Origin of the sequence: Massilia sp. UYP11 (assembly GCF_050434805.1) — a bacterium.
Lineage (GTDB): Bacteria > Pseudomonadota > Gammaproteobacteria > Burkholderiales > Burkholderiaceae_D > Telluria.
In genome coordinates, this window is sequence record NZ_JBNDJE010000020.1 from 39,978 (window position 1) to 66,688 (window position 26,711).

Annotated in this window: 13 protein-coding genes; 8 read left to right on the plus strand and 5 right to left on the minus strand. The window is 65.3% G+C overall.

The annotated features are described in order from the left end of the window. Positions 1–94: 94 nt before the first annotated feature. A complete protein-coding gene (locus tag ABIB38_RS20485) occupies positions 95–3,133 on the plus strand; it encodes a TonB-dependent receptor (RefSeq protein ID WP_429206544.1) in 3,039 nt (1,012 codons plus the stop codon). A 75-nt stretch (positions 3,134–3,208) separates the two neighbouring features. Here the strand turns inward: ABIB38_RS20485 and ABIB38_RS20490 are convergent, their stop codons facing one another. After that, a complete protein-coding gene (locus tag ABIB38_RS20490) occupies positions 3,209–3,934 on the minus strand; it encodes a 16S rRNA (uracil(1498)-N(3))-methyltransferase (protein WP_429206545.1) in 726 nt (241 codons plus the stop codon). Between the two features lie 133 nt (positions 3,935–4,067). Here ABIB38_RS20490 and tkt point away from each other — a divergent pair, with 133 nt between their 5' ends. The 5 genes from tkt to ABIB38_RS20515 all read left to right on the plus strand — a co-directional run bounded on the left by tkt (position 4,068) and on the right by ABIB38_RS20515 (position 11,290). Beyond that, on the plus strand, positions 4,068–6,062 hold the full coding sequence (gene tkt, locus ABIB38_RS20495; protein ID WP_429206546.1) for a transketolase: 1,995 nt from the start codon (positions 4,068–4,070) through the stop codon (positions 6,060–6,062). A 90-nt stretch (positions 6,063–6,152) separates the two neighbouring features. Next, a complete protein-coding gene (gene gap / locus ABIB38_RS20500; RefSeq protein WP_109344797.1) occupies positions 6,153–7,166 on the plus strand; it encodes a type I glyceraldehyde-3-phosphate dehydrogenase in 1,014 nt (337 codons plus the stop codon). 543 nt (positions 7,167–7,709) lie between these two features. Further along, positions 7,710–10,403 carry a TonB-dependent receptor gene (locus ABIB38_RS20505; protein ID WP_429206547.1) on the plus strand — a complete coding sequence of 898 codons (2,694 nt, stop codon included), beginning with the start codon at positions 7,710–7,712 and terminating at the stop codon, positions 10,401–10,403. 189 nt (positions 10,404–10,592) lie between these two features. After that, positions 10,593–10,991, plus strand: coding sequence for a glutaredoxin family protein (locus ABIB38_RS20510; protein ID WP_429206548.1), 399 nt, complete (start codon positions 10,593–10,595; stop codon positions 10,989–10,991). Between the two features lie 104 nt (positions 10,992–11,095). Next, positions 11,096–11,290, plus strand: a complete 195-nt coding sequence (locus ABIB38_RS20515; protein ID WP_429206549.1) for a hypothetical protein — start codon at positions 11,096–11,098, stop codon at positions 11,288–11,290. Between the two features lie 66 nt (positions 11,291–11,356). Here ABIB38_RS20515 and map read toward each other — a convergent pair whose 3' ends face one another. The 4 genes from map to glnE form a co-directional block, all read right to left on the minus strand. Continuing rightward, positions 11,357–12,124 carry a type I methionyl aminopeptidase gene (map, locus tag ABIB38_RS20520; protein WP_429206550.1) on the minus strand — a complete coding sequence of 256 codons (768 nt, stop codon included), beginning with the start codon at positions 12,122–12,124 and terminating at the stop codon, positions 11,357–11,359. Positions 12,125–12,276: 152 nt separating this feature from the next. Beyond that, positions 12,277–15,159, minus strand: a complete 2,883-nt coding sequence (locus ABIB38_RS20525) for a TonB-dependent receptor domain-containing protein (RefSeq protein ID WP_429206551.1) — start codon at positions 15,157–15,159, stop codon at positions 12,277–12,279. Between the two features lie 332 nt (positions 15,160–15,491). Beyond that, complete coding sequence (locus ABIB38_RS20530) at positions 15,492–18,383, minus strand: TonB-dependent receptor plug domain-containing protein (protein WP_429206552.1); 2,892 nt, start codon at positions 18,381–18,383, stop codon at positions 15,492–15,494. Positions 18,384–18,741: 358 nt separating this feature from the next. After that, entirely contained in the window at positions 18,742–21,459 is a 2,718-nt protein-coding gene (glnE, locus tag ABIB38_RS20535; RefSeq protein WP_429206553.1) for a bifunctional [glutamate--ammonia ligase]-adenylyl-L-tyrosine phosphorylase/[glutamate--ammonia-ligase] adenylyltransferase, read from the minus strand. Positions 21,460–21,669: 210 nt separating this feature from the next. Here glnE and ABIB38_RS20540 point away from each other — a divergent pair, with 210 nt between their 5' ends. Both ABIB38_RS20540 and ABIB38_RS20545 read left to right on the plus strand, forming a co-directional pair. After that, on the plus strand, positions 21,670–25,860 hold the full coding sequence (locus ABIB38_RS20540) for a YhdP family protein (protein ID WP_429206554.1): 4,191 nt from the start codon (positions 21,670–21,672) through the stop codon (positions 25,858–25,860). Between the two features lies 1 nt (position 25,861). Further along, positions 25,862–26,659 (plus strand): carbon-nitrogen hydrolase family protein, encoded by a 798-nt coding sequence (locus tag ABIB38_RS20545; protein WP_429206555.1) that lies wholly within the window; start codon positions 25,862–25,864, stop codon positions 26,657–26,659. Positions 26,660–26,711: the final 52 nt, after the last annotated feature.

Below are 26,711 nucleotides of genomic sequence, written 5' to 3' on the forward strand. Positions count from 1 at the left end.
GGAAAGGCAGCCAAGGCTGCCGAGATCGTGATTCGTATCCAACCATCCGGGGCCGTTCGACCAGAACAGCCGGGAATAAAACAGGAAATCACACATGTTCAAGAAAACCGTTCTAGTCCACGCCCTGACGCTGGCATTCGGCGGCGCCGTGCTGGCCATCGGCGCCATGGCGCCGGCCATGGCGCAGTCGAATGCCACGTCGGTGGTGTACGGCACCGTCGCCCCGGGCGCCGACGTGCGCATCGTGCTGGAAAACCCGGCCACCGGCCTGCGCCGCAGCGTGACGCCCGATGCGCAGGGCCGCTTCCAGGCCACCGCGCTGCCCACCGGTTCGTATACCGTCACCCAGTACCGGGGCGATGCCGTGGTGGGCACGACCAGGGTCGAAACCAGCATCGGCCAGAACGCCGAGGCGGTCTTTACCGGGGCGGGCGTGCAGACGGTCGAAGTGACCGGCCAGCGCCGCAACATCGACGTCACCTCGACGTCGTCCGGCGCGACCTTCAATGCCCGCCAGCTGGCCGCGCTGCCGGTGACGCGCGACATCCAGGGCATCATCCAGCTGGCGCCCAACACCACCCGCGTGGACTCGCGCTTCGCCGGCGGCGCCTCGTTCGGCGGCGGCGCGGCCTCCGAAAACTCGTATTACATCAACGGTTTCCCGGTCACCAATCCACTCACCGGCCTGGGCGCGTCGCAGCTGCCGTTCGGCGCGATCGCCGAAGCACAGGTGCTGGTCGGCGGCTTCGGCGCCGAGTTCGGCCGCTCGATCGGCGGCGTGGTCAACGTGATCACCAAGAGCGGCACCAATACCTGGGAGGCGGGCGCCCAGGTCACGTACGAGCCGAAGCGCTGGCGCGCCAGCGAGAACGATATCTATTACGCCAACACCGGCTACAACCCGCTCACCGACGGCACCTTGCGCCGCGCCCAGCGCGAGAACACGCGCGAGCAGAAGACCTATGGCGCCTATGTCGGCGGCCCGATCGTCAAGGACAAGCTGTTCATCTACCTGGCCGGCGAGATGATCGAGAACGAGCGCGGCTACGTCGAGGGCTTCCGCACCGGCACCTCGAACGCCCAGAACGGCTGGCGCGACGACGAGCGCGAAATCGCCCGCTACATGGGCAAGATCGACTGGAACATCACCGATCACCACCGCTTCGAACTGACGGCGCTCGGCGACAATCCAAAGCGTACCTACACGGACAGCGGCTACGACTACGCCACCCGCACCCGCAACGGCGTCGTCACCTCGACCGCCACCCGCCGCAATGTGGACGACAACGGCGGCCGCTCCGCGATGCTGCGCTACATCGGCAACCTGACCGATGACCTGACCTTCACCGCGCTCTACGGCCGTAGCGAGCTCAAGCACGAGAATGCATTCAGCAACTACCAGCCCGACATCTTCTCGACCACCTCGTCGCCGGAAAACCGCGCCCCGGGCTTCACCTATGCCAACCCGCAGGCGATCACCGGCAATATCCTGGCGCCGGACGCGAAGGACAAGGTCGATTCCGGCCGCCTGGACCTCGAGTACCGCATCGGCGACCACAACCTGCGCGCGGGCTACGACCGGACCGACGTCGAATCGCTCAATGCGGGCGTGTTCAAGGCGGGCGGCGGCACCTGGGCGTATTTCAAGACCGCCAATCCGAGCCGCCCGATCGGCGTGGCCGGCGGCACGGTGCCGGCGCCCGCGAGCGGCGGCGGCCTGGGTACCCAGGGTTACTATGTATCGAAGCGCCTGTTCTCGACGGTGACCGATTCCTATGCCGAACAGAGCGCCTTCTATATCGAAGACCGCTGGCAGGCCACCAGGAACCTGCTGCTGACCATCGGCGTGCGCAACGAATCGTTCAAGAACCAGAACGAATCGAAGGTGACCTTCCTCGACATGGACAACCAGATCCAGCCGCGCCTGGCGGCGGCCTGGGACGTCAACGGCGACGGCCAGACCAAATTGTTCGCCACACTGGGCCGCTATTCGGTGCCCATCCCGACCCACATCTCGGTGCGCGGGGCCGGCCGCTCGACCTTTACCAACCAGTATTACACCTATACCGGCGTCGACGCCAACGGCGCGCCGACCGGGCTGGTGCCGCTGACCGAGCCGCTGTCGGGCAACAACGAGTTCGGCCAGGAGAAAGTGGTCGCGACCCTCGCCGCCCTCGACATGAAACCGGCCTACCAGGACGAGGTCACCATCGGTCTCGAGCGCGCCATCACGCCGCGCCTGACCTTCGGCGCCAAGGCGACCTATCGCGAGCTGAAGGAAACCATCGACGACTTCTGCGACGTGCGTCCGTTCGAGCGCTACGCCGAAGCCAACGGCATCGAGATCACGAATCCGTATTGGGGCAACACCTGCCAGACCTTCAACCCGGGCCGTAACAATACCTTCATGGTCGATTTCTCGGGCGACCCGGCGAACCTGACCAGGGTGCCCCTGACCGCCGCCGACCAGGGCTTCACGAAGCCGAAGCGGACCTACGCCGCGGTCGACCTGTTCCTGGAGCACCCATACCGCAACGGCTTCTATGGCAAGGTGAACTACACCTGGTCGCGCAACAAGGGCAATACCGAAGGCCAGGTGCGCTCCGACAACGGCCAGGCCGACGTCGCCGTGACCTCGACCTGGGATTATCCCGAGTTGATGGAAGGCGCCTACGGCCTGCTGCCGAACGACCGCAAGCACCAGGTCAAGGCGTTCGGCTTCTATGACGTCACGCCGGAGATCTCGGTCGGCGGCAACGTGCTGCTGGCCGCCGGCCGCCCGCGCAGCTGCATCGGCACCTCGGCCAATCCGGGCGATTCGCCGAACTACGATAACCAGAGCTTCTGGTGCGGCGGCGCAGAGGTCCCGCAAAACCGCATCGTGCAGCGCGGCACCGTCGGCAACCTGCCATGGGACAAGCGCCTGGACCTGAACCTTGCCTATCGTCCGGCCGCGCTCAAGGGCCTGCAGCTGCGCCTCGACGTGTTCAACGTGACCAACGAGCAGGTCGTGCAAAACGTGACCGAAGCCTACAACAGCGGCGACGCGGTCTCGAGCCTGTACGAGACCCCGCTGTCGCTGACTGCGCCGCGCTATGCGCGAGTTTCGGTGTCCTATGATCATAAGTTCTGATCAGTAAGCCGCCAGCAAAAAAGCCCGCCGGCAGCGCTGCCGGCGGGCTTGCTTCTTATAGACAGCGCATCGCGCCTACATGCCGCCCCAGGCCCCGGCCAGCACCGCCAGCGCGGCCAGGCCGGCCGTCTCGGTGCGCAGCACGCGCGGTCCCATCGACAGGGACAGGGCGCCGGCGGCGACGGCCGCGGCTTCTTCTTGCGGGGTGAGGCCGCCTTCCGGGCCGATCAGCAAGGTGACGGCTTGCGGCGTATTGGCGCGCGCCCAGCCGGCCAGCGATTCGGTCGCGCGTGGGCTGAGCAGGATGCGCACGCCCGCGGCCGGGGCCGCCAGCCACGGCTGCACCTCCAGCAGCGGATGCAATTGCGCCAGCCGATTGCGTCCGCTCTGTTCGGAAGCGGCCACGATCACGCCCTGCCAGTGGGCATGGCGCTTGTCAAGCCGCTCGCCGGCCAGGCGCACCACGCTGCGCTGGGCCGCCAGCGGCTGGATCGCCGTCACGCCCAGTTCGACCGCCTTCTCCACGATCCAGTCCATCTTCGCGCCTTCAGGCAAGCCCTGGGCCAGGGTGACGGGGTAGGGCGCCTCGGTCTCGACATCCTCGAAGGCGTCGACCGTCGCCGTGGCGCGGCGCTTGCCGGTCTCGCTCAGGGTGGCGCGGTACTGGCCTCCCTCGCCGTTGAACAGGGTCAGGTCGGCGCCCGGCTGCAGGCGCACCACGTGCAGGTGGTGGGCGACGGCTTCCGGCAGGCCGACGCTCGCGCCGACGGCGAGCGGCTGGGGGCAATAAAAACGGGGCATTCTGTGGGGGCGCAGCATGGGCTTGCGCTAAGGGAATAAACCTGCATTTTAAATCGGCAGCACCCCGGTCTGGTAGAATAACGGGCTACGGCCTCGCGGGCCATCGCTTTCCAATCCCTGATCCACGATCTCCATGAAATCTACGCAAACCACCACCCTGATGGCCAACGCGATCCGCGCGCTGGCGATGGACGCCGTCCAGAAAGCCAACTCTGGCCACCCGGGCATGCCGATGGGCATGGCCGAGATCGCCGTTGCGCTGTGGGACAAGCACTACCGCCACAATCCGGCCAATCCAGGCTGGTCGAACCGCGACCGCTTCCTGCTCTCGAACGGCCACGGGTCGATGCTGCACTATGCGCTGCTGCACCTGGCCGGCTACGACCTGACGATGGATGACCTGCGCGACTTCCGCCAGATGCACTCCAAGACCCCGGGCCACCCGGAAGTCGGCATCACCCCGGGCGTGGAGACCACGACCGGTCCGCTGGGCCAGGGCATCGCCAACTCCGTCGGCATGGCGCTGGCCGAATGGCTGCTGGGTAACGAATTCAATCGTCCGGGCTACGATGTGGTGGATCACTACACCTACGCCTTCCTGGGCGATGGCTGCCTGATGGAAGGCATCTCGCACGAAGTGGCGTCGCTGGCCGGCACCCTGCGCCTGAACAAGCTGATCTGGCTGTACGACGACAACGGCATCTCGATCGACGGGCGCGTGGAAGGCTGGTTCACCGACGACACCCAGAAGCGTTTCGAAGCGTATGGCTGGAACGTGATCCCGAAGGTCGACGGCCACAACGTGGCGGACGTCTCGGCAGCCATTGAGAAAGCCAAGCAATCGGATCGTCCGACCCTGATCTGCTGCAAGACCATCATCGGCAAGGGCGCCCCGAACCTGGAAGGCGGCGACAAGGTCCACGGCGCGCCGCTGGGCGACGCCGAGATCGCCGCCGTGCGCAAGCACCTGATCTGGGATCCGATCCCGTTCGACATCCCGGCCGAGCTGTACCAGGCCTGGGACGCGAAAGCGCGCGGCGCGCAGTTCGAGACCGAGTGGAACACGCTGTTCGACGCCTACCGCGGCGCCTACCCCGAGCTGGCCGCCGAATTCGAGCGCCGCATGAAGGGCGACCTGCCTGCCGATTTCAGCAAGACTCTGGACGCAGCGATCGCCGCCTGCATCGACAAGGCCGAGACCATCGCCACCCGCAAGGCCTCGCAGAACGCGATCCAGGCGCTGGCCCCGGTGCTGCCTGAATTCCTGGGCGGCTCGGCCGACCTGACCGGCTCGAACCTGACCAACTGGAAGGAATCGGTGCCTGTGCGCTCGGGCATCGCCGGCAACCACATCAACTATGGCGTGCGCGAATTCGGCATGTCGGCGATCCAGAACGGCGTGGCCCTGCACGGCGGCTTTATCCCGTTCGGCGCGACGTTCCTCACCTTCTCGGACTACAGCCGCAACGCCCTGCGCATGGCTTCCCTGATGAAGATCCGTTCGATCTCGGTGTTCACCCACGATTCGATCGGCCTGGGCGAAGACGGCCCGACCCACCAGTCGATCGAGCACGTCTCGTCGCTGCGCCTGATCCCGGGCCTGGACAACTGGCGTCCCTGCGACACCGTCGAATCGGTGGTGGCATGGGGCGCGGCGGTGCAGCGCAAGGATGGCCCGACCACGCTGATCTTCTCGCGCCAGAACCTGCCGTTCATGGCGCGTGAGGCGGCGCAAGTGGCCGACATCGCCAAGGGCGGCTATGTGCTGCGCGACGCGCAGGACGCCAAGGTCATCCTGATCGCCACCGGTTCCGAAGTCGAACTGGCGGTCAAGGCAGCCGAGGCGCTGGCGCTCGAGGGCATCGCCGCGCGCGTGGTCTCGATGCCGTCGACCGACGTGTTCGACCGCCAGGAGGCGAGCTACAAAGCAAGTGTCCTCACCAAAGGCATTCCTCGTGTCGCCATCGAAGCCGGCGTGACCGCCTTCTGGTACAAGTACGTGGGCCTGGAAGGCGCGGTGGTCGGCATCGACACCTTCGGCGAATCGGCGCCGGCGCCGGTGCTGTTCAAGCACTTCGGCTTCACCGTCGACAACGTCGTCGCGAAAGCAAAAGAAGTTATCGCATAAGCATTCGCTGTATGCGGGCTGCTCCTTCAAGGGCGGCCCGTTTTACTATGTTCGTTACGAAAAAAGTTTTTTTCTAATCAGGAGCACAGCATGACGATCAAAGTTGCAATCAATGGTTATGGCCGCATCGGCCGCAATGTCCTGCGCGCCTTCTATGAAGGCGGCAAGAAGCAGGACATCCAGATCGTGGCGATCAACGACCTCGGCAACGCCGAGTCGAACGCCCACCTGACCCGCTACGACACCGCCCACGGCAAGTTCCCGGGCACCGTCACGGTCGAGGGCGACAACATGATCGTCAACGGCGACAAGATCCGCGTGTTCGCGCAGCGTAATCCAGCCGAGATCCCATGGGGTGAACTGGGCGTGGACGTCGTTCTCGAGTGCACCGGCTTCTTCACCACCAAAGAGAAAGCATCGGCCCACCTGAAGGGCGGCGCCAAGAAGGTCATCATCTCGGCCCCGGGCGGCAAGGACGTCGACGCGACCGTCGTGTTCGGCGTGAACCAGGACGTGCTCAAGTCGACCGATACCGTGATCTCGAACGCCTCGTGCACTACCAACTGCCTGGCCCCGCTGGTCAAGCCGCTGCATGACGCCATCGGCCTGGAAACCGGCCTGATGACCACCGTGCACGCCTACACCAACGACCAGGTGCTGACCGATGTGATGCACGAAGACCTGCGCCGCGCCCGTTCGGCCACCCAGTCGATGATCCCGACCAAGACCGGCGCCGCCGCCGCGGTCGGCCTGGTGCTGCCGGAACTGAACGGCAAGCTGGACGGCTTCGCGATCCGCGTGCCGACCATCAACGTGTCGATCGTCGACCTGTCGTTCATCGCCAAGCGCGACACCACGGTCGAGGAAATCAACGAGATCATGAAGAAGGCCGCAGCCGAAGGCCCGCTGAAGGATATCCTGACCTACAACACCGATCCGCTGGTCTCGGTCGACTTCAACCACAACCCGGCATCGTCGAACTTCGACGCCACGCTCACCAAGGTCTCGGGCCGCCTGGTGAAGGTGACCTCGTGGTACGACAACGAGTGGGGCTTCTCGAACCGCATGCTCGACACCACCGTCGCGCTGATGAACGCCAAGTAATCCGTTCCCGACCCCTGGAGCCCTGGACGCCGCACTGGCTTCCAGGGTTTTTTTGCGCCTGCAGTCAGGGGCGGATGGCGTGCAGATCCTGCGACAACCCGGCTGATGCCGGGTTTTTTTGTGTCGGCGGGAGCGGCCCTTCACCTCATCCGGATGCCTTCTCTCCGAACAAACATTATTTTGGTTGCGATTGCACAACGAAATGTTTCGTGATTCGTTTAGATATCGCAAAAAAATGCTGCGCCGCGATTATTCGTTTTAAACCAGTTTGGGCGAGGTTGCGGGGGAGTTGGGCGAAATAGATTTAAAGATCCCCCGAAATGCGTGGCAATGCAACGTTACATTCAGGATAAATTGCGTTACATAAACTTACCTGAATTGCATAATCAGGGTGCGTCGTGGCGCTGGGGCAGGGGAGACGCGTCCCGAGCGTCGCGAGCGCGTCTTATCACCGCAAACAGTAGAAAGATGCCAATGATGTTGAAAGAAAAAATGGGTGCGCGCGCAGTGCGGCTCGCCTTCGGCCTCGTCGCCGGACTCGCAGTGACCCAAGCAGTTGCCCAGGATGCGCCGATCCAGCGCGTCGAAGTCACCGGTTCCGCCATCAAGCGGATCAACGTCGAGGGCGCGCTGCCGATCCAGACCCTGAGCCAGGAAGCGATCGCCAAGACCGGCGCCACCAGCGTCGCCGAACTGATCCAGACCCTGCCAGCCATGCAAGGCTTCACCATCGGCGCCATTGCCGCCGGCACCAACTCGGGCGGCCGCGTTTCGGCATCGATCCACGACATCGGCGAATCCTATACCCTGGTGCTGCTGAACGGCCGCCGCCTGGCGCCGCAAGGCTCGGGCAGCACGGTCAACCTGCAGGCGATCCCGATGAGCGCCGTCGAGCGCGTCGAGATCCTGACCGACGGCGCCTCGGCGCTGTACGGTTCGGACGCCATCGCCGGCGTCATCAACTTCGTGCTGAAGAAGAACCAGCAGGGCGGCGACATCGAAGCCAACTACAGCCAGCCGACCGCCGGCAAGGACGGCGGTTCGCGCTACGTCGCGGCCACCTACGGCTTCGGCGACCTGGACACCGACGGCTGGAACGTGCTGGTCAGCTACCGCCGCGACGAACAGGACAAGATCCTGTCGACCAAGCGCGACTTCGCCAACACCGCCTTCCGCCGCTTCTCGCGCGATGGCGTCAACTACGTCTACGACAACACCAGCACCGCCTCGGCGCCGGCCAACGTCACCGTGGCGTTCCGCAACCCGGCCGGCGTGCCTGCGCTGCCGTCGATCGGCTTCTCGCCCTATCTCCTGGCCAATGGCGGCTGCCCCGACCTGAACGTGGTCAGCATCAACAACAACGGCACCACCGCCCGCAACTGCACCTTCGACTACATCCAGACCGTCGAGATGGTCCCGGAAAACAAGCGCGACAGTTTCTTCGTCAAGGGCACCAAGAAGCTCGGCGACAACTGGGAAGCGTTCACCGACATCGCCTACTCGCGCTTCGACCTGACCGCCCGCATCGCGCCGAACACCGCGCCGTTCTCGATCGCCGCAGGTTCGGCGCAGTTCAACCAGTACGTGGCGCCTTACCTGAGCGCCGAGCAGCGGGGCCGCGTCAACACCGTGTCGGGCAACTACCGCGCCTATGACTGGGGCACCCGCGACAGCCAGACCATCACCGAATCGAAGCACGCGGTGGCCGGCCTGGACGGCGAGATCGCCGGCTGGACCGTGAGCGGCGCGCTGACCTGGTCGGAAAACTCGATCGACGAACGCTACGTCGGCGGCTACATGAAGAACGCCGAATTCCGCTCGATGCTGGCCACCAATGCCTTCAACCCGTTCACCCCGATCGGCCAGCAGAGCGAAGCGACCCAGCAGCTGATCGAAAACTCGATCTTCCACGGTTCGATCCGCGAAGCCTCGACCACGCTGAAGGCGGCCGACGTACGCGGTTCGCACGAGCTGTTCGGCATGAAGGGCGGCGTCGCGCAACTGGCCATCGGCGCCGACTACCGCGAGTACCACTACCAGCAGGACCCGTCGGCCGATGCGGTCAACGGCATGATCTACAACTTCAACGCCCCGGCACGCTACGACCTGACGCGCGACAATGCCGGCGCCTTCGCCGAAGTGCTGGCGCCGATCACCAAAGAGATCGAAGTGACGGCCGCGCTGCGCTACGACACCATCTCGGCGATCGACAATGGCGTTAGCAAACGCAAGGTCGGCAGCGACCAGTCGAAGACCACCTACAAGGTCTCGGCGCGCTACCAGCCTTCGCAACAGCTGCTGTTCCGCGGTTCGTACGGCACCGGCTTCAAGGCGCCTGACATGCTGGACATCGCTTCGCCGATCGTCAACGCCGGTTTCACCGCGTCGTCGTGGCGCTGCCCGATCCAGGATCCGACCCTGTGCCGTCCAGGCACCACCCAGTACAACGTGCTGTCGACGGGTAACGAGAACCTGCGTCCGGAAACCTCGAAGCAGTTCACCGTCGGCATGCGCTTCGAGCCGTCGTCGCGCTTCTCGGCCGGCCTGGACCTGTGGGACGTGAAGATCAAGGATGCGGTGAGCTCGGTGAGCGAGCAGCAGGCCTGGGGTAACCCGGAGCAGTTCCGCCAGCTGTTCAGCACTTATACCGAACCGGCGACCGGCAACACCTACTGGGCCTTCATGCGCTCGTCGGTGAACATCGGCCAGACCCACAATCGCGGCATCGACTGGGACCTGACCGGCCGCCACCGTTTCGGCTTCGGCAACCTGACCGCGACCCTGAACGGCACCTACATGCTGAAGGCGGACTACACCCGCGCCGGCACCGCCAACGACTGGACCAACAGCCTGAACTACTTCGGCACCAACAACGCCGTCACGTTCCGCCACATCGTCCGCCTGTCGACCACCCTCGACACCGGCAAGCTGTCGAACTCGCTGATCGTCAACTACCGCAACGGCTACACCGACGCGGCAGCGACCGTGCGTAACCTCGACACCGGCGTCAACATTCCTGGCTTCCGCCTGGACGTGCCGTCGTTCACCACCTTCGACTGGCAAGGCCGCTACGCGTTCACCGATGCCTTCACGCTGCGCGCCGGCATGAAGAACATCTTCAACCGCCAGCCGCCACTGTCGCTGCGTGCATCGTCGGGCCACCAGGTCGGCTTCGACCCGCGCTACGCCGATCCGCTCGGCCGTCAGCTGTACGTGACCGGCAACTACAAGTTCTAAGCCGGATATGAGAAGGGCCGGATTCCTCGGGGAATCCGGCCCTTTTTTCGTTAACGCGTGACCTGCCGGAGGCAAGGCCACCCCTGGTGCATCAAATCGCGGGTAAATGCATGCGACACGCATGTTCGGTTGACAGTGCTTTATGCATATGCGAATTTTGCTGCTCGTCATCTCGAACCGGAGTGGTCAATGCCTGCGAAACTCGCCAGGACGATGGGGTCCTATCTGCTCATGCTTGCCCTTGGTTCAGGCATAGGATTCAGCGTCCCTTACCTGGTCAAGGCATGGAAACCCGCTTACGCCACGGGCGACTACAGCGCTTATTATCCGGATAAAAAAACCAATGTCGTCCTTTACGGTACGACCTCATGTCCCTATTGCATCCAGGCGCGATCGTTTCTGAGAGAACGAAATATCGCCTTTATCGATCATGACGTCGCCAGTTCCGACCAGGGCCGTCGTGAATTCGCCCGGCTCGGCAAAGAGGCCGTCCCGGTGATCCTCGTCGGCGGACGCATGCTCACGGGATTCAACCGGGATCATCTCGAAGCCGCCCTTGTCGAGGCAGGCCACATCGCACGACGTTGAAGGTCTGGCCTGAAGTCTTTCGTATTGTCGTGCCGGGATGGTCGCTGAAGGCGGCGCGACTCCCGGAGTGTCATGCCCGTCATTCTTACATCCAGGAGAGATTCATGAGCAAGAAGATCGCAGTGCTGTTGTTCGCAATCGGGCTCGGTAGCGCAGCCTCGGTATCGGCTTTCCAGCAAGACATGGGCCAGTGCGCATGGACATGTCTCAGGGGGTACCAGGCGTGCGTGGCGAATGGGTATGATGAAACCCAGTGTGATATGGACCGTACGGATTGCTACGCCCGTTGCGGCATCTGAACTGAATTCGGGGACATGCCGCATCGCTGTCGATGCGGCATGTTCTGACTCGACGTTTTCAGGCGCTTACTTCGCCTCTGGCCAGGGCGTCAGGATCTCGTAGCCGTTCTTCGTCACCACGATCATGTGTTCCCACTGCGCCGACAGCGAACCGTCGCGCGTCAGCACGGTCCAGCCGTCATCGAGCTGGATCACGTCTTCCTCGCCAATATTGATCATCGGCTCGATCGTGAAGGTCATGCCTTCCTTGAGCAGCAGGCCGGTGTCCGGGCGGCCGTAGTGCAGCACTTGCGGCTCTTCGTGGTAGACGCGGCCGATGCCGTGGCCGCAATAGTCGCGCACCACCGAGTAGCCGGCGCCTTCGGCCAGCTTCTGGATCGCATGGCCGACGTCGCCCAGGCGCGCGCCCGGACGCACGGCGCGGATGCCGGCCATCATCGCGTCAAAGGTCGTGTCGACCAGCTTCTTCGCCTCAGGACTCGGGGTGCCGGCGAAATACATGCGGCTGGTGTCGCCGTGCCAGCCGTCCTTGATCACGGTGACGTCGATGTTCACGATGTCGCCATCGTTCAGGATGTCCTTGTCGCTCGGGATGCCGTGGCAGACCACGCCGTTGATCGAGGTGCACAGCGTCTTGGGAAAGCCGTGGTAGCCGACATTGGCCGGCGTGGCCTTCTGCACCTTGCGGATGTAGTCGTGGCAGCGGCGGTCGAGTTCTTCGGTGGAGATGCCGGGCACGACGTATTCCTTGATCATTTCCAGCACTTCGGCGGCGAGGCGGCCGGCGACGCGCATCTTGGCGATGTCCTTGTCGTTCTTGAGTTTGATGGTCATATAAAGGGGATCGGGTGCTGCGTGCTGCAGGCAAACCGCCATGATACCGGGTCGGACGCGGGAGGTGGTCTGTGCAAGTAAAAATGCCCGCCCGGCAAAGCCGGGCGGGCATCAGGGAACTCGTCGGGAGGGGGCGCGCAGGCCCCGTTCCATCAGAAGTTCTGGGTGTAGCGGACGTAGAAGAAGCGGTCCAGCGACATGTCGGCATCAACCGACGACGCCGATGCCTGGGTGCTGTACACGATGCGCGGCGACTTGTCGAAGAGGTTGTTGATACCGAACAGGATGCGGGCATCCCAGTTGGTCTTGTAGCCAACGCTCAGGTCATGGATGACAACCGAACCCAGCTTGTTGGCGCCGGTACCGAACGTTGCTTCGTAGTCAGGCATATTGCATTCGAACTCGTCGTAGCAGATGTCCTTGACCGGGCTGTAGTAACGGAAGCCCCAGGTTGCGTTCCAGTTGCCCAGTGCCCAGTCGAAGCTGGTGTTCGACTTCACGCGGTTGTAGAAGTACTCGCCGGCGTAGTTGTTCCACTCCGAATCGGTGCCGCTGCGGGTACGGAACTTGTCGACATACGAGGTTTCGTTACGCATGCTGAACTGGCCGTACGAAGTGCGTGGCAGGCGATACGAGACCGACAGATCCAGGCCTTCGGTTTCCATATTGCCCAGGTTGGCGTTGCCGCGCGACAGGGTGGTGATCTGGCCGGAGACCGGGTCACGACGAATCGCCGAGCAGAAGTTCGGGCTGTTGTTGATGAAGCACTCGTTGGCAACGTAGGTCGCGCTGATCGCGGTGATACGGTTCTCGATCTGGATGTTGTACCAGTCCAGGCCAACGCTCAGGCCAGGCACGAACGACGGGCTGTACACGAAGCCCACGGTCCTGGTCTTGGCGGTCTCTGGCTGCAGGAACGCATTGCCGGCGCCGGAGTTGAAGGCGACGGTCGACTGGGTGCCGTTGGCGCCACCGATCGCGGCGCCAGCCTGGTTCACCTGGCGGTAGTTGGCGAAGGTGCCCGAAGCAGCGCAACGTGCCTGGACGGCCGGGTTACGTGCAGCTTCGCCGAACACGGTGTCGCATGGATCCAGGAAGGTGTCGAACGACTGCGAGCCGCCACCGAAACTGTCACCCAGGGTCGGGGCACGGAAGCCTTCAGCCCAGGTACCGCGGACCAGAACGTCCTTGTGCGGCTTGTACATGAAGCTGGCCTTGCTGTTGTTGGCCACGCCGAAGTTGCTGTAGTCCGAATAGCGGTGCGCCAGGTTGAAGCTCAGCAGGTCTGCGAACGGCATGTCTTTCAGGACAGGAATGTTCAGCTCTGCGTACGCTTCACGCACGGTGTAGCGACCGTAGGTGGCATTGCCTGCCAGGTCGGTCGAGTAGCCCGATTGCTCGAACTGGCCTGGGACTTCCTGGCCCTTCACTTCGCGGTGTTCGAGACCGACTGCCAGACCCAGCGCGCCCGCTGGCAGCTGGAACAGCTCACCAGCCAGGTCGGCGGTGGCGCTGTTGACGGTCGAACCGTAGGTCGACTGGCCGGTCGAGTTAACATAAGCCAGCGCCTCAGGGGTCGAGGCCGATGGGCCGCCCAGGATGTTGAACGGTACGCACGACGTCAGGCCGATCGGCGCGTTAGGGGTGCCGCACTGCACGACGCCGCTGGCATTCATGAACGACGGACCCAGGGCGCGCTTCAGATTCAGCAGGTTGATATTGCCGGTGCCAAATTGCGAGCCGGAGACTTTGTTGTGGTTGTAGCCAGCGCTCCAGTTCCATGCGAGATCCTTCACCATGAATTCACCTTCGAGGGTGGCGTCGATGTGAAGGGTGCGGTTCTCGGTTTCGGTGTTGCGGGTCAGCTCGATGGTGCGGCGGGCGAAGAACAGGTCCTGGCCATTGCCGGCGCCGGCAACCTGGTTGCCGTACGGGTTCCAGTAGCTGTCCTTGTCGACGTAGACCGGATAGCTGGCCTGCGAAGTCGAGGTCAGCGGATAGCCTGCGATCTGCTGGTTCGACTGGCGCTGCGAGTACATCGCGGTGGTCTTGAGGCGCATGTCTTTCGGCAGCGCGATCTCGCCCTTGACGAACATGGTGTCCAGCTTGCTCGGGATGAGCAGGTCCATGTCCTGGGTCGAGTTGTACTTGTCTGCCTGAATCGCGTTCGAGAAGGCGTGATAATTGTTCGGGTTGCGCGGATCTGCGCCGACGCCGACGCCGTCGTAGGTGCCAGTGTGGTTCAGGACGCGGTTGAAGCCGTTCGGGCCGGTGGTCAGCGAGCCGCCGTTGGCCGGGTTGACCGCGGTGATGCGGCCCCATGGACCGGCGCCCAGGCCGTCGAACGCGTGGTCAGGGCCATTGCCGAACGCGGTGATCGCGCGGGTCTGGGTGCCCACACGGCCCTGCTCGGTGTGCGACAGGCCGAACATCAGCGAAGCCTTGTCATCGCCGGCGCCGTAGGTCAGCGAGAAGTCCTTGTTCTTGCCGTCGTTCTTTTCGTTCTGGCCGGTGTACAGCGACAGCTGGCCACCCTGCATGTTCTTCTTCAGGATGATGTTGATCACGCCTGCGATCGCGTCCGAGCCGTAGATCGACGAAGCGCCATCCTTCAGGATTTCCATGCGCTCGATCATGGCCGACGGGATGGTCGACAGGTCGGTGAAGCCATCGACCGACTGGGTCCAGCGCTTGCCATCGACCAGGACCAGCAGGCGGTTGGAGCCCAGGTTGCGCAGGCTGACGTACTGGCCGCCGATTTCGCTGTTCGACGTCAGCGAGCCGGAGCGCGAGAAGTCAGGGGCGCCAGCCGACGACAGGTTGTTCAGGATGTCGCCAACGGTAACCAGACCGGTTTTCGCGATCTGTTCCGCGTTCATGATCTGGATCGGCTGTGCGGTTTCCAGGTCGACTTGGCGAATACGCGAACCGGTCACTTCGACGCGTTGCAGTGGCGCCGAAGCTTCCTGTGCGATCGCAGCGGTCATGCCGAGGGTCATGCCGCCGAGGCAGATGGCACGAACTGAGCGGGACAAGAGTGTTTCCATCATGTTGCAAAACTCCTAGGGGTGAAAGCGCGGCGGCACCGTGGGAAGGGCACTGCCACCGAAAATGTCGCGATGCGACTCGCTGAAAAAAGGCCAACGAAATGATCAATTGACTTTTCAAGGCAGCAATAAAAACACTCGGCATGCATGACTGTCAATGCGTATGCGCTAGCACGGTGAATGTGTTGCAGAAATGTGTATTTATAGGTTGCGGATTTGACACGTAATTGACCTATTGGTCAGCAACTGATCTAAAGTCGGCAGGACGAAAAAAACCCGCCCGGCTTGCGCCGGACGGGTTTTTTAAGCAATTAAATTGCTTAGAAGTTCTGGTTGTAGCGGACGTACACGAAACGGTCCAGCGGCAGTTCCGGATTCACCGAACCCGACGACGATCCACCACCGTAGCTGCTGTTCGCGCTGTAGTTGATGATTGGCTTCTTGTCGAACAGGTTGTTCGCGCCCATCAGGATCTTCGCGTTCCATGGCAGGGCATAGCCCAGCGACAGGTCGGCGAACCACATTTCCTTGTGGCGGTTGTAGCCGGTGCCCCAGGTCACGCGGTCGGTCGGGTTCGAGCAGTCGACGGCCGGGTTGACCGTCCAGCAGCGGTTCTTCTGGCTGCTGTAGAAGCGGCTGGCCAGCGTGGCGTTCCAGTTGCCGAGGCTCCAATCGAGCGCCATGTTCGACTTCACACGGTAGATGTCGTACTCGCCGGCGTATTCGGTCCAGGCGGCAGTGGTGGTGCTGCGGCTACGCCAGGAATCGACGTAGGTGGTTTCGGAACGGAACGCGAACTGGCCGTACTGCGAGCGTGGGAAGCGATACGACAGGCTGACGTCGACGCCTTCGGTTTCCATCTGGCCCAGGTTGGTATTGCCGCGCTGCAGATTGGTGATCTGGCCGCTGATCGGATCGCGACGCAGCTGGCTGCAGAATTGCGGCACGCCCGACACGTAGCACTGGTTGATCACGTAGGTCGCGGAGATCGCGGTGATGCGATTCTCGACCTGGATGTTGAACCAATCCAGGGCCAGCGAGAAGCCTGGCACGGATGCCGGGCTGAACACGATGCCGGCGGTGCGGGTCACCGCGGTTTCCGGAGTCAGGTTCGCATTGCCGGCGCCGGCGTTGAACGGCGTCGGCGACTGGGCGGCGGCGGTGACCTGCGAGCCGGCCTGATTGACCTGGCGGAAGTTGACCGGAACGCCAGCTGCGTTGCAGCGTGCCTTGGTGGCGGCATTGGTCGCGGCATCGCCGAAGCGGCTGTCGCAGGCGTCGAGATAGCTGTCGAACGATTGCGAGCCGCCGCCGAAGGTGTCGCTCAGGGTCGGGGCGCGGAAGCCTTCGGCCCAGGTGGCGCGCACCAGGACGTCCTTGATCGGTTTCCACATCAGGCTGGCCTTGCTGTTCGTGGTCGAACCGAAGTTCGAGTAGTCCGAATAGCGCGACGCCAGGTTCAGGCTCAGCAGATCTGCCATGAACACGCCCTTGAGCAGCGGGATGTTGGTTTCGAGGTAGGCCTCGCGCACGGTGTAGCGGCCGCGGGTGGTGTTGGCAGCCAGGCCCGACGAGTAGCCCGACTGTTCGAACTGGCCCGGGGCATCGTAGCCGCGCACTTCGCGGTATTCCAGGCCGCCGGCGACGCCGACCGCGCCGGCCGGCAGGGTGAGGAGCTCACCGCTGAGGTCGGCGTTGGCGTTGCTGATGGTCGAGCCATACGAACCCTGGCCGGTCGACATCACGTAGGCCAGCGCTTCCGGGGTCGACGCCGATGGGCCGCCCAGGATGTCCCATGGGGTGCACTGGGTCAAGGCGATCGGCGCGCCCGGCGTACCGCACTGGACCGTGCCGGAGGCGTTCATGAACGACGGGCCGAGCGCGCGCTTCAGGTTCAGCAGGTTGAGGTCGCCGGTGCTGGTGGTGGTGCCGTCGACCTTGTTGTAGTTGTAGCTGATCGACCAGTTCCACGGCAGGGTGCGCATTTCGAATTCGCCTTCGAGGGCGGCATCGATATGCAGGGTGTTGCTGCGGTTATCGGTCGAACGCGGCACTTCGATCGTGCGGCGCGCGAAGAACAGGTCCTGGCCGCGGCCCGGGCCGGCCACCTGGTTGCCGTATGGATTGTAGTAGTTGTCCTTGTCGATATAGACTGGATACTGCGACTGGCTGGTCGAGCTCAGCGGATAGCCGGCGATCTGGCGGGTCGAATCGCGCTGGGCGAACATCGCGGTGGTGGTCAGGCGCGTGTTGCCCGGCAATGCGATCTCGCCCTTGGTGAAGATCGAGGTCAGCTTGTTCGGCGACGCCAGGTGCATCTGGTCGGTCGAGTTGTACACGTCGGCGTCTGCGCCGGTGTAGGCATGGTAGTTGTTCGGATCGCGCGAATTCGCGCCGACGCCGTCACCAAGGTAGCTGCCGGTATGGTTCAGGATACGGTTGAAGCCACCGGCGGCTGCCGAGGTGTTCGAGCCACCCGACGCGTTGACCGGCGTGATGCGGCCCCATGGCGAGGCGCCGAGGCCGGCAGCGTAGCGCTGCGGGCCAAAGGTGAACGACGTGACTTCGCGGGTGTTGGCCCAGACCTCGCCCTGCGTGGTATGGGTCAGGCCGAACAGCATGCTGGCCTTGTCGTCGCCGGCGCCGTAGGTGAGCGAGAAGTCCTTGTTGGTGCCGTCGCCTTTTTCGTTCTGGCCGACGTAGGCGCTGGCGGTGCCGCCTTGCATTTCCTTCTTCAGGATGATGTTGACCACGCCCGCGATCGCGTCGGAACCGTAGATCGACGAGGCGCCGTCCTTGAGCACTTCGATACGGTCGATCAGCGCCGCAGGCACGGTCGACATATCGGTGTAGCCGCCGGTACTTGCGGTCCAGCGCTTGCCGTTGACCAGCACGAGCAGGCGCTGCGCACCGAGGTTACGCATATTGATGTACTGGCCGCCCTGTTCGCGATTCGAGGTCAGGACCGAGCCGCGGCTGAACGCTGGGGTGCCGACCGACGACAGCTGGTTGACGATGTCGCCAACGGTCACGAGACCACTCTTCTGGATTTGTTCGGCGTTGACGACCTGCACCGGTTGTGCGGTTTCCAGGTCGACCTGGCGAATACGGGAACCGGTCACTTCGACGCGCTGAAGTGTTTCCTGCGCGATGGCGGTCAGTGAGGGCAGCGCGAGGGCGACTGCCAATGCGATCTTGGTACGTTGTTGCATGTGCTCTCCATCCTGCGTCCCGCCAGTAGCGGAACGACCTTTATGATTAATAATTGCAACCCGTGCGCATGCGGATACCCGTGGATAACGGGCTGTTCCGTAGTGCATACACATCCGTATAAAACCATTCTGCGTTGATTAGTGTCAACGCGTTACCAACGGGTTTTGGTGGCAAAAACAACAGTTATCAAAAAGAAATTAAATGACCAAAAAGTCAGCAATTTCAACAGCTTACTGATGGTGCAATACAGGTGAATTGCCGAGTAGTTTTGGTGCGCGGGTCGAGCATGCGCACCGGGGGAGTGCGCATGCAAATCGATGGGAGGGGAGAGAAGGAGGGAAGAAAAAGTGCGCCGGTTCAGGCGCCGAAACAGGCTTGCCACAGGCGTTGCACGCTGTCCGGGTGGTGGCCGACCAGGCCGGGTTCGACCCGGGTCTTGTCCTGGCCCTGCAGCCGCACGCCGTGCTGGAGCTTGCGCATGGCGCGGTAGGCGCCGCCGACTGCGGCCGCCAGGCCGGCGTCGATCAGTCCCAGTTCGCCGCAGACGCGCAGCAGGGCGATGTTGCCGGCGTTGGCGGTCAGCTGCGGGTAGGTTGACGCGTGGCGCAGCACCAGGTATTGCACGATGAATTCAATGTCGATCATGCCGCCCGCGTCGTGCTTGAGGTCGAAGAGTCCGCTGCGATTGACGTTGGCGTCGCGCATGCGCTGGCGCATGCGCACCACCTCTTCCTTCAGCCGCGCTTCCTGGCTGGAGCGGTCCTTGCGCAATACCTGCTCGCGGATCGCCTCGAAACGCGCGCCGATGGCGGGTTCGCCCGCGCAGAAGCGGGCGCGCGTCAATGCCTGGTGCTCCCACAGCCAGGCCGAATCGTTCTGGTAGCGCTCGAAGGCGGCGACCGACGACACCAGCATGCCGCTGGCGCCGTCCGGACGCAGGGCGATGTCGACGTCGAACAGGATGCCGGCCGCGGTATGGGCCGTCATCCAGGTGATGAAGCGCTGGGCCAGGCGCGCATACAGCGGCGGCGCGTCCTGGTCCTCGTCGTCGTACAGGAAGATCACGTCCAGATCCGACACATAGCCCAGCTCCTTGCCGCCCAGCTTGCCGTAGGCGATGACGGCGAAGCGTGGTTCGTCGCTGTGGCGTCCGTTGACCGTGCGCCAGGCATGCTTGACCACGGCGCCGACGATGGTGTCGGCCAGCGCCGACAGGTGGTCGGCCAGGCGCTCGACCGACAGCTCGCCGGCCAGGTCGAGCGCCAGCAGGCGAAACAGCTGCGCATGGTGGGCTTCGCGCAGGATGTCGAGCTGGCGCTCGGTGTCGCCCGCCGCCTCGTCCAGGTGTTCGTCCAGCAGCGCGGCCAGCTGCCCGAGGTCGCCGGCGCCGGCATTGCGATCGTCCAGCAATTCGTCGAGCAGGATCGGGTGCTGGGTGAGGAAGGTGGCGGCCCAGCCGCTGGCATTGATCATCCGGATCACGCGCTCGAGCGTGTGCGGGTATTCGGTCAGCAGGGACAGGTAGGCCGAGCGGCGCGCGATCGCCTCGAACAGGTCGAGCAGGCGCCCCAGGGTGGCGGCGTGGCTGCCGATCCCGGCCTCGGCCACCACGGTGACCACCAGCGGCAGGGCGGCTTCCACCAGCGCTTGCAGCCGTGCCCGGCTGGCGTCGGGCAGGTTCGACAGGCGCGGACCTTGCAGGGTGGCGGCCAGGCGGCTGGCGGCGGTGCGGGCGTCGTCGAAGCCGAACGCGGCCAGGCGGCCAGAGAGCGCATCCATATTGTCCAGTTCGTCGGCCAGGGCCGGGGCATCCGGGTTGTCGTCGGGTTTTTCCTTGTCGGCGAAGATGGCGTCGAACTGCCCGGCCACGTAGCTGCGCTGGGCGTCGAGCTGCTCCAGCAGGCCGGCTTCGTCCGCGCAGCCCATCATGCGCGCCACCGCCAGCCGGTCGTCGGCACTGGCCGGCAGGGTGTGGGTCTGGGCGTCTTCCAGGTATTGCACCCGGTGCTCCAGATTGCGCAAGAACACATAGGCTTGCAGCAATCGCTCGACCGTCTCTTGCGGCAGCAATTCGCGCTCGGCCAGCAGCAGCAGGGTCTTGCGGGTGGAGCGCTCGCGCAGGGCCGGATCGCGTCCGCCGCGGATCAGCTGGAAGACCTGGGCCAGGAACTCGATTTCGCGGATGCCGCCGCGCCCCAGTTTGACGTTGTGGCTGCGCTCGGGATGCAGGCGCTCCTGGCGCTTCACCTCGGCGCGGATCTGGGCGTGCATGTTGCGGATCGCGTCGATCACCCCGAAGTCGAGGTAGCGCCGGAACACGAAGGGCCGCACGATGGCGTCGAGCGCCGCGATGTCGTCGGGCGCGCCGGTGACGGCGCGCGCCTTGACCCAGGCATAGCGCTCCCATTCGCGGCCCTGGACGATCAGGTATTCCTCGACCATGCCCAGGCTGGCCGCCAGCGGGCCCGACTTGCCGTTGGGACGCAGCGCCATGTCGACCCGGAACGTGAAGCCATCCTCGATCACCTCGGACAGGGCCGCGTTCAGGCGCCGCCCCAGGCGCACGAAGAACTCGTGATTCGACAACTGCCTCTGGCCCGGGCCGGCCGCGGTCTCGCCGTCTTCCGGGTAGACGAAGATCAGGTCGATGTCCGACGAGACGTTGAGTTCGCCGCCGCCCTGCTTGCCCATGGCCAGCACCATCAGGTGCTGGGGGCGGCCGGATTCCTCGCCCGTCGGCATGCCGTGGCTGGCCACCAGCTCGTCGGTGAGGGCGGCGACGTGGGTCTGGATCGCGAAGTCGGCGAACGCCGTCATCGCCGTGACCACCTCGTCGAGGTCGGCCTGAGCGCCCAGGTCGCGCGCCACGATGGTCGACACCAGCAGGTTGCGCACGCGGCGCATGGCCCGTTCCAGCGGCAGGCCCTGGGCCAGTTCGCGCTCCAACAGCGCGCGGAAATCGGCGCCGCCCAGCGATAATGATGACAATGCGGCCAGTTGGGCGGCGCGTTCGGGAGCGGCGTCGAGCCAGCGCTGGACGAAGCGCGAAGCGCAGGCGGGGGAAACTGTGGTCATTGTCGATCCTGTTGGATGCCGGGTCAGTGCCGCCCGGCAGGGAGGGGTTTTAAGGCTCGGCTCATAGGCGATGCGGTAGAATGGCCCGCTCATCGGCACGATACGCTGCCTGGGTCAGCACCGATGGTAAGGTAGACGCCGCAACTGTTGCAAGCGACCTGTTTTATTGAAGAGTTAAATTTACGGCGAGCCTTTGTTATTAGCACCTTGATGCACAACCCGGATCCGCAGGCGTCCACTGCGGCATCGCCGCTCGCCGTGCGCTGGCGGCGACTGCGTGCGGCCTACCGCATGGCCAACCTGGCCTCGCACCACGTGCTCGGCTTTACCATCAAGCTCGTGCTGCTGGTGTATTTCGCGCTCGCCGTGCTGTTCCTGGTGCTGCGCTACGCCATCCTCCCGAACATCGACCTGTACAAGAGCGACATCGAGCGCATGGCCGGCAATGCCCTCGGCAGCCGGGTCACGATCGCGCGCCTGGCCGCGTCCTGGCACGGCCTGCGGCCGGCCCTGGCGCTTGGCGAGGTGCGCCTGCACGACCGCGCCGGGCGCCAGGTGCTGGCGTTGCCGCAGGTCGAGGCGACCCTGGGCTGGTGGAGCGTGGCCGCCTTCGAGCCGCGCTTCGCCTCGATCGAGATCAAGGGGCCGCGCCTGGCCGTGCGCCGCGGGCCGGACGGCGTGATCGAGGTCGCCGGCGTGCGGCTCGACCCCAGCGAGGCCGGCGGCGGCGGCGGCGACTGGCTGCTGCGCCAGCGCGAGATCGTGATCCGCGACGGCCGGGTCGACTGGACCGACGAATTGCGCGGCACGCCGCCGCTGGTGCTGGAAGGCGTGACCCTGGCCCTGCTCAATCGCTGGGGCGCCCACCACTTCGCGCTGCAGGCCACGCCGCCGCGCGCGCTGGGCAGCCCGATCGACGTGCGCGCGCAGTTCCGCCACCGGTTCGGCGAACGGCCGTCGGACGTGCTGCGCTGGAAGGGCGAGCTGTACGCCGACCTGCGCGACGTCGACCTCGGCGCCTGGAAACGCTTCGTCGACTATCCGATCCAGCTCGAGCGCGGCCGCGGTTCGCTGCGCGCCTGGCTCAGCTTCGACCAGGCGCGCCTGGCCGGCTTCACCGCCGACCTGGCCCTGGCCGGCGTCAATGCGCGCCTGGGCAAGGACATCGCGCCGTTGCAACTGGCGCGCGTGACTGGCCGCCTGTCGGCGCGCGAGGAATTGCTGCCGAACGGGGCCGACGGCAAGCCGACCTTCGGCGCCCACGGCCACACGATCCGCCTCGACCACTTCGCCGTGGTGGCGCAGGGCGGCCGCGCGCTGCCGCCGGCCACGCTGGAACAGACCTGGCGTCCCGCGCAGGGCGGCCAGCCGGAACGGGGCGCCCTGCGGGCGCGCGGACTTGACATCGGCGCGCTGGCGGCGCTGGCCCAGTACCTGCCGGTCACGCCGGTGCAGCGCCAGCTGCTGGCCGACTATGCGCCGCGCGGCATGCTGCAGGACGTCAGCGCCGAATGGGACGGGCGCTATCCGAACGTGAGCGGCTGGCGCATCCGCGGCGACGTCGCCGATCTGGCCCTGAACGCCGTCGCCGCGCGCCCGGCGCGAAACGCCCAGGGCGGCGTCCCGGCGTTGCCGGCGCGGCCCGCCACGCCCGGCTTCGAGCACCTGAGCGGCCATATCGATGCGAACGAACGCGGCGGCAGCGTGGCGCTGGACTCGAAGGGACTGGCGCTGTTCATGCCGGCCTGGTTCGCCGAGCCGCGCATGCCGTTCGACCGGCTGGCGCTGAAGGCCGGCTGGAAGCTCGAGCCCGGCAAGCAGTTGCAAGTCGAGGTCGACGAACTGACGTTCCGCCAGGGCGAGTTCAGCGGCGAGGTGACGGGCCGCCACGTGCTGCCGCTCGAGCCCGGCCACGGCCCTGGAACCGCCGACTTCCGCGGCAGCCTGGACGGCTTCGCGATCGGCCAGATCGGGCGCTACCTGCCGCTGGCCACCCCGCACAGCCTGCACGAGTGGCTGGTCGGCGCGCTGCAGGGCGGACGCCTGCGCGACGCGAGCCTGCGCCTGCGCGGCGACCTGGCCCATTTCCCGTTCCACGCCGCCAACGCCGCCGAGCGCGCGCGCGGCGAATTCCGTGTGGCTGGGCGGCTGGAAGGGGCGCGCCTCGAATACGCCCCCGGCCACCGGCATCCGGACGGCACGCCGCTGTGGCCGCTGGCCGAGGCGATCGACGGCAGCATCGCGTTCGACCGGGCGCGCATGGAGATCCACGGCAAGACCCTGCGCACCCTGGGTGTGACGCTGTCGAACGTCAAGGCGGTGATCCCCGACCTCGGCGCCCACGACAACATGATGCTCGAGATCGACGGCCAGGGCGTCGGGCCGCTGCAGGAATTCCTGCGCTATGTGGCGGTGACGCCGGTGCTGGACTGGACCGGCCACTTCACCGAGGATACGCGCGCCAGCGGCAACGCCAGGCTCGGCCTCAAGCTGCGCATGCCGCTGTCACACATGGCGGACACCAAGGTGCAGGGCAGCCTGCAATTGCAGAACAACGACGTCAGCCTGTTCCCCGAACTGCCGACCCTGCGGGCGGCCCAGGGCCGGATCGATTTCCATGACCATGGCTTCGGCCTGGAGGCGATCCGCGCGAACTTCCTGGGCGAACCGGTCACGGTGGCCGGCGGCACCCAGCGCGACGGCAGCACCCGGGTGCTGCTCGACGGCGTGCTGTCGGCCGAGGGCATGCGCCGCACGGCGCCGGCGCCGGCGCTGGGGCGCCTGGCCGAGCGCCTGTCGGGCAGCACCCACTACACCGGCACGATCGTGCTGCGCGAAGGCCGGCGCACGATCGCCATCGACTCCAGCCTGTCGGGCCTGGGCATCGAATTGCCGCAACCGTTGAACAAGGCGGCCGGCGCCAGCCTGCCGCTGAGCTTCGTGCTGGAAGGCGCGCCGGCCATGGCCGGCCTGGGGCGCGACGAGATCCGCGTCGGCGTCGGCCCGAACCTGGCGGCGCGCTACCTGCGCGAGAAGCAGGGCAAGGGCCCATGGCGGGTGACCCAGGGCGGTATCGGCGTGAACGTGCCGGCGCCGCTGCCGGACGAAGGCATGATGGTCCACGTCGACTCCAAGGCGCTCAATATCGACCACTGGCTCGCGGCCGGGCGCGCCATCGCCGGCGCGGACGCGGGTGCGGACGCCGGCGCCGCCTTGCCGGCGCCGGGCGCGATGGCCGGACCGGCGGCCGGCGCCGGCAGCGGCGCCGACTTCACCCAGTACATCCTGCCGACCGTGCTGGCCGGACGCATCAGCGAACTGACCATCGGCGAACGGCGCGTGGCCGACGTGGTGCTCGGCGCCACCCACACGCGCGACACCTGGCAGGCGAACCTGCATTCGCGCCAGGCCAGCGGCTACCTCACCTGGACCGAGACGCCCAGCGGCCTGGGCAAGGTCACGGCGCGCCTGGCTTCGCTCACGATTCCCGCATCGGCCCAGGCCGACGTCAAGGACCTGCTGGAGTCGAGCCGGGGCGCCAGCGCCACCATCCCTTCGCTCGACATCGTGGCCGAACAGTTCGAGCTGTTCGACAAGCGCCTCGGCCGGCTGGAGCTGCGCGCCAGCAATGTGCGCGCGCTGGCGGGCCGCGAATGGCGCATCGACCGCGTCCTGCTCGCCAATCCGGACGGCCAGCTGAAGGCCAATGGCCGCTGGCTGACCAAGGATGGCAAGAGCAATACCAGCCTGAATTTCGCGCTCCACATGGACGACGCCGGCAAGCTGCTGGACCGCCTGGGCTTTCCCGGCACGATCGGGCGCGGCAACGGCACCCTGACCGGCGACGTCTCATGGGCCGGCCTGCCGTATGCGATGGACATCCCGAGCCTGTCGGGCCAGATCGAGATGAACGTGGAGTCGGGCCAGTTCCTCAAGCAGGACCCGGGCGCCGCCAAGCTGCTGGGCGTGCTCAGCCTGCAAGCGCTGCCGCGCCTGCTCAAGCTCGATTTCCACGACGTGTTCTCGGAAGGCCTGGCGTTCGACGGCATCAGCGCCAACGCCATGATCCAGCGCGGGGTGGTGCGCACCGACAACCTTAGAATGCATGGGGTGGCGGCCACCGTCCTGATGAACGGCAGCGCCGACATCGCCAACGAATCGACGAACCTGCGCGTGGTGGTGATTCCGGAATTCAACCTGGGCACCGGGCCGCTGGTGTATGGCCTGGCGGTCAACCCGGTGATCGGCCTGGGGGGCTTTCTGGCCCAGCTGTTCCTGCGCGCGCCGGTGATGAAGGCGCTGACCTATGAAATGCAGGTGACGGGGCCGTGGAAGGCGCCGACCATCACGAAAATCGACAACCCGGCGGCGCCCGCCGCCGCATCAGCCACGAAGGAGTGATATGACGACCGTAGCCGCGATCCAGATGGTTTCCACCCCCGAGGTCGGCGCGAACCTGGCCACCGTGCGCCGCCTCGTGGCCGAGGCCGCCGGCCGTGGCGCCACCCTGGTGGCCCTGCCCGAATACTGGCCGATCATGGGCATGCATGACGCCGACAAGGTCGCGCACGCGGAGCGGCCGGGCAGCGGCCCGATCCAGGATTGCATGGCCGCGCTGGCGCGCGAACACGGGATCTGGCTGGTCGGCGGCACCTTGCCGCTGGTCTCGCCAGAAGCCGGCAAGGTACTCAACACCACCCTGGTGTACGACCCGCAGGGCCAGGCGATGAGCCGCTACGACAAGATCCACCTGTTTGGCTTTAACAAGGGGACCGAATCGTATGACGAGGCGCGCACCATCGTGCCGGGCGAGACGGTAGGGGTGTTCGATGCGCCGTTCGGCCGGGTCGGCCTGTCGGTGTGCTACGACCTGCGTTTTCCCGAACTGTACCGCGCGATGGGCGAGTGCGCCCTCATCATCGTGCCGGCCGCCTTCACCCACACCACCGGCCGCGCGCATTGGGAAGTGCTGCTGCGCGCGCGCGCGATCGAGAACCAGTGCTATGTGCTGGCCGCGGCCCAGGGCGGGCTGCACGTCAACGGCCGCCGCACCTATGGCCACAGCATGCTGGTCGACCCCTGGGGCGAGGTCAAGGCGGTGTTGCCGGAAGGCGAGGGCGTGGTCGCCGGCGAACTCGATCCGGCCTACCTGGCCGGGGTGCGCGAAAGCTTGCCGGCATTGCGCCACCGCAAGATGTAACGGATGGCAGGGACGCGTCCAGCATGCGTCCAATGTGAAAACACTGGATATG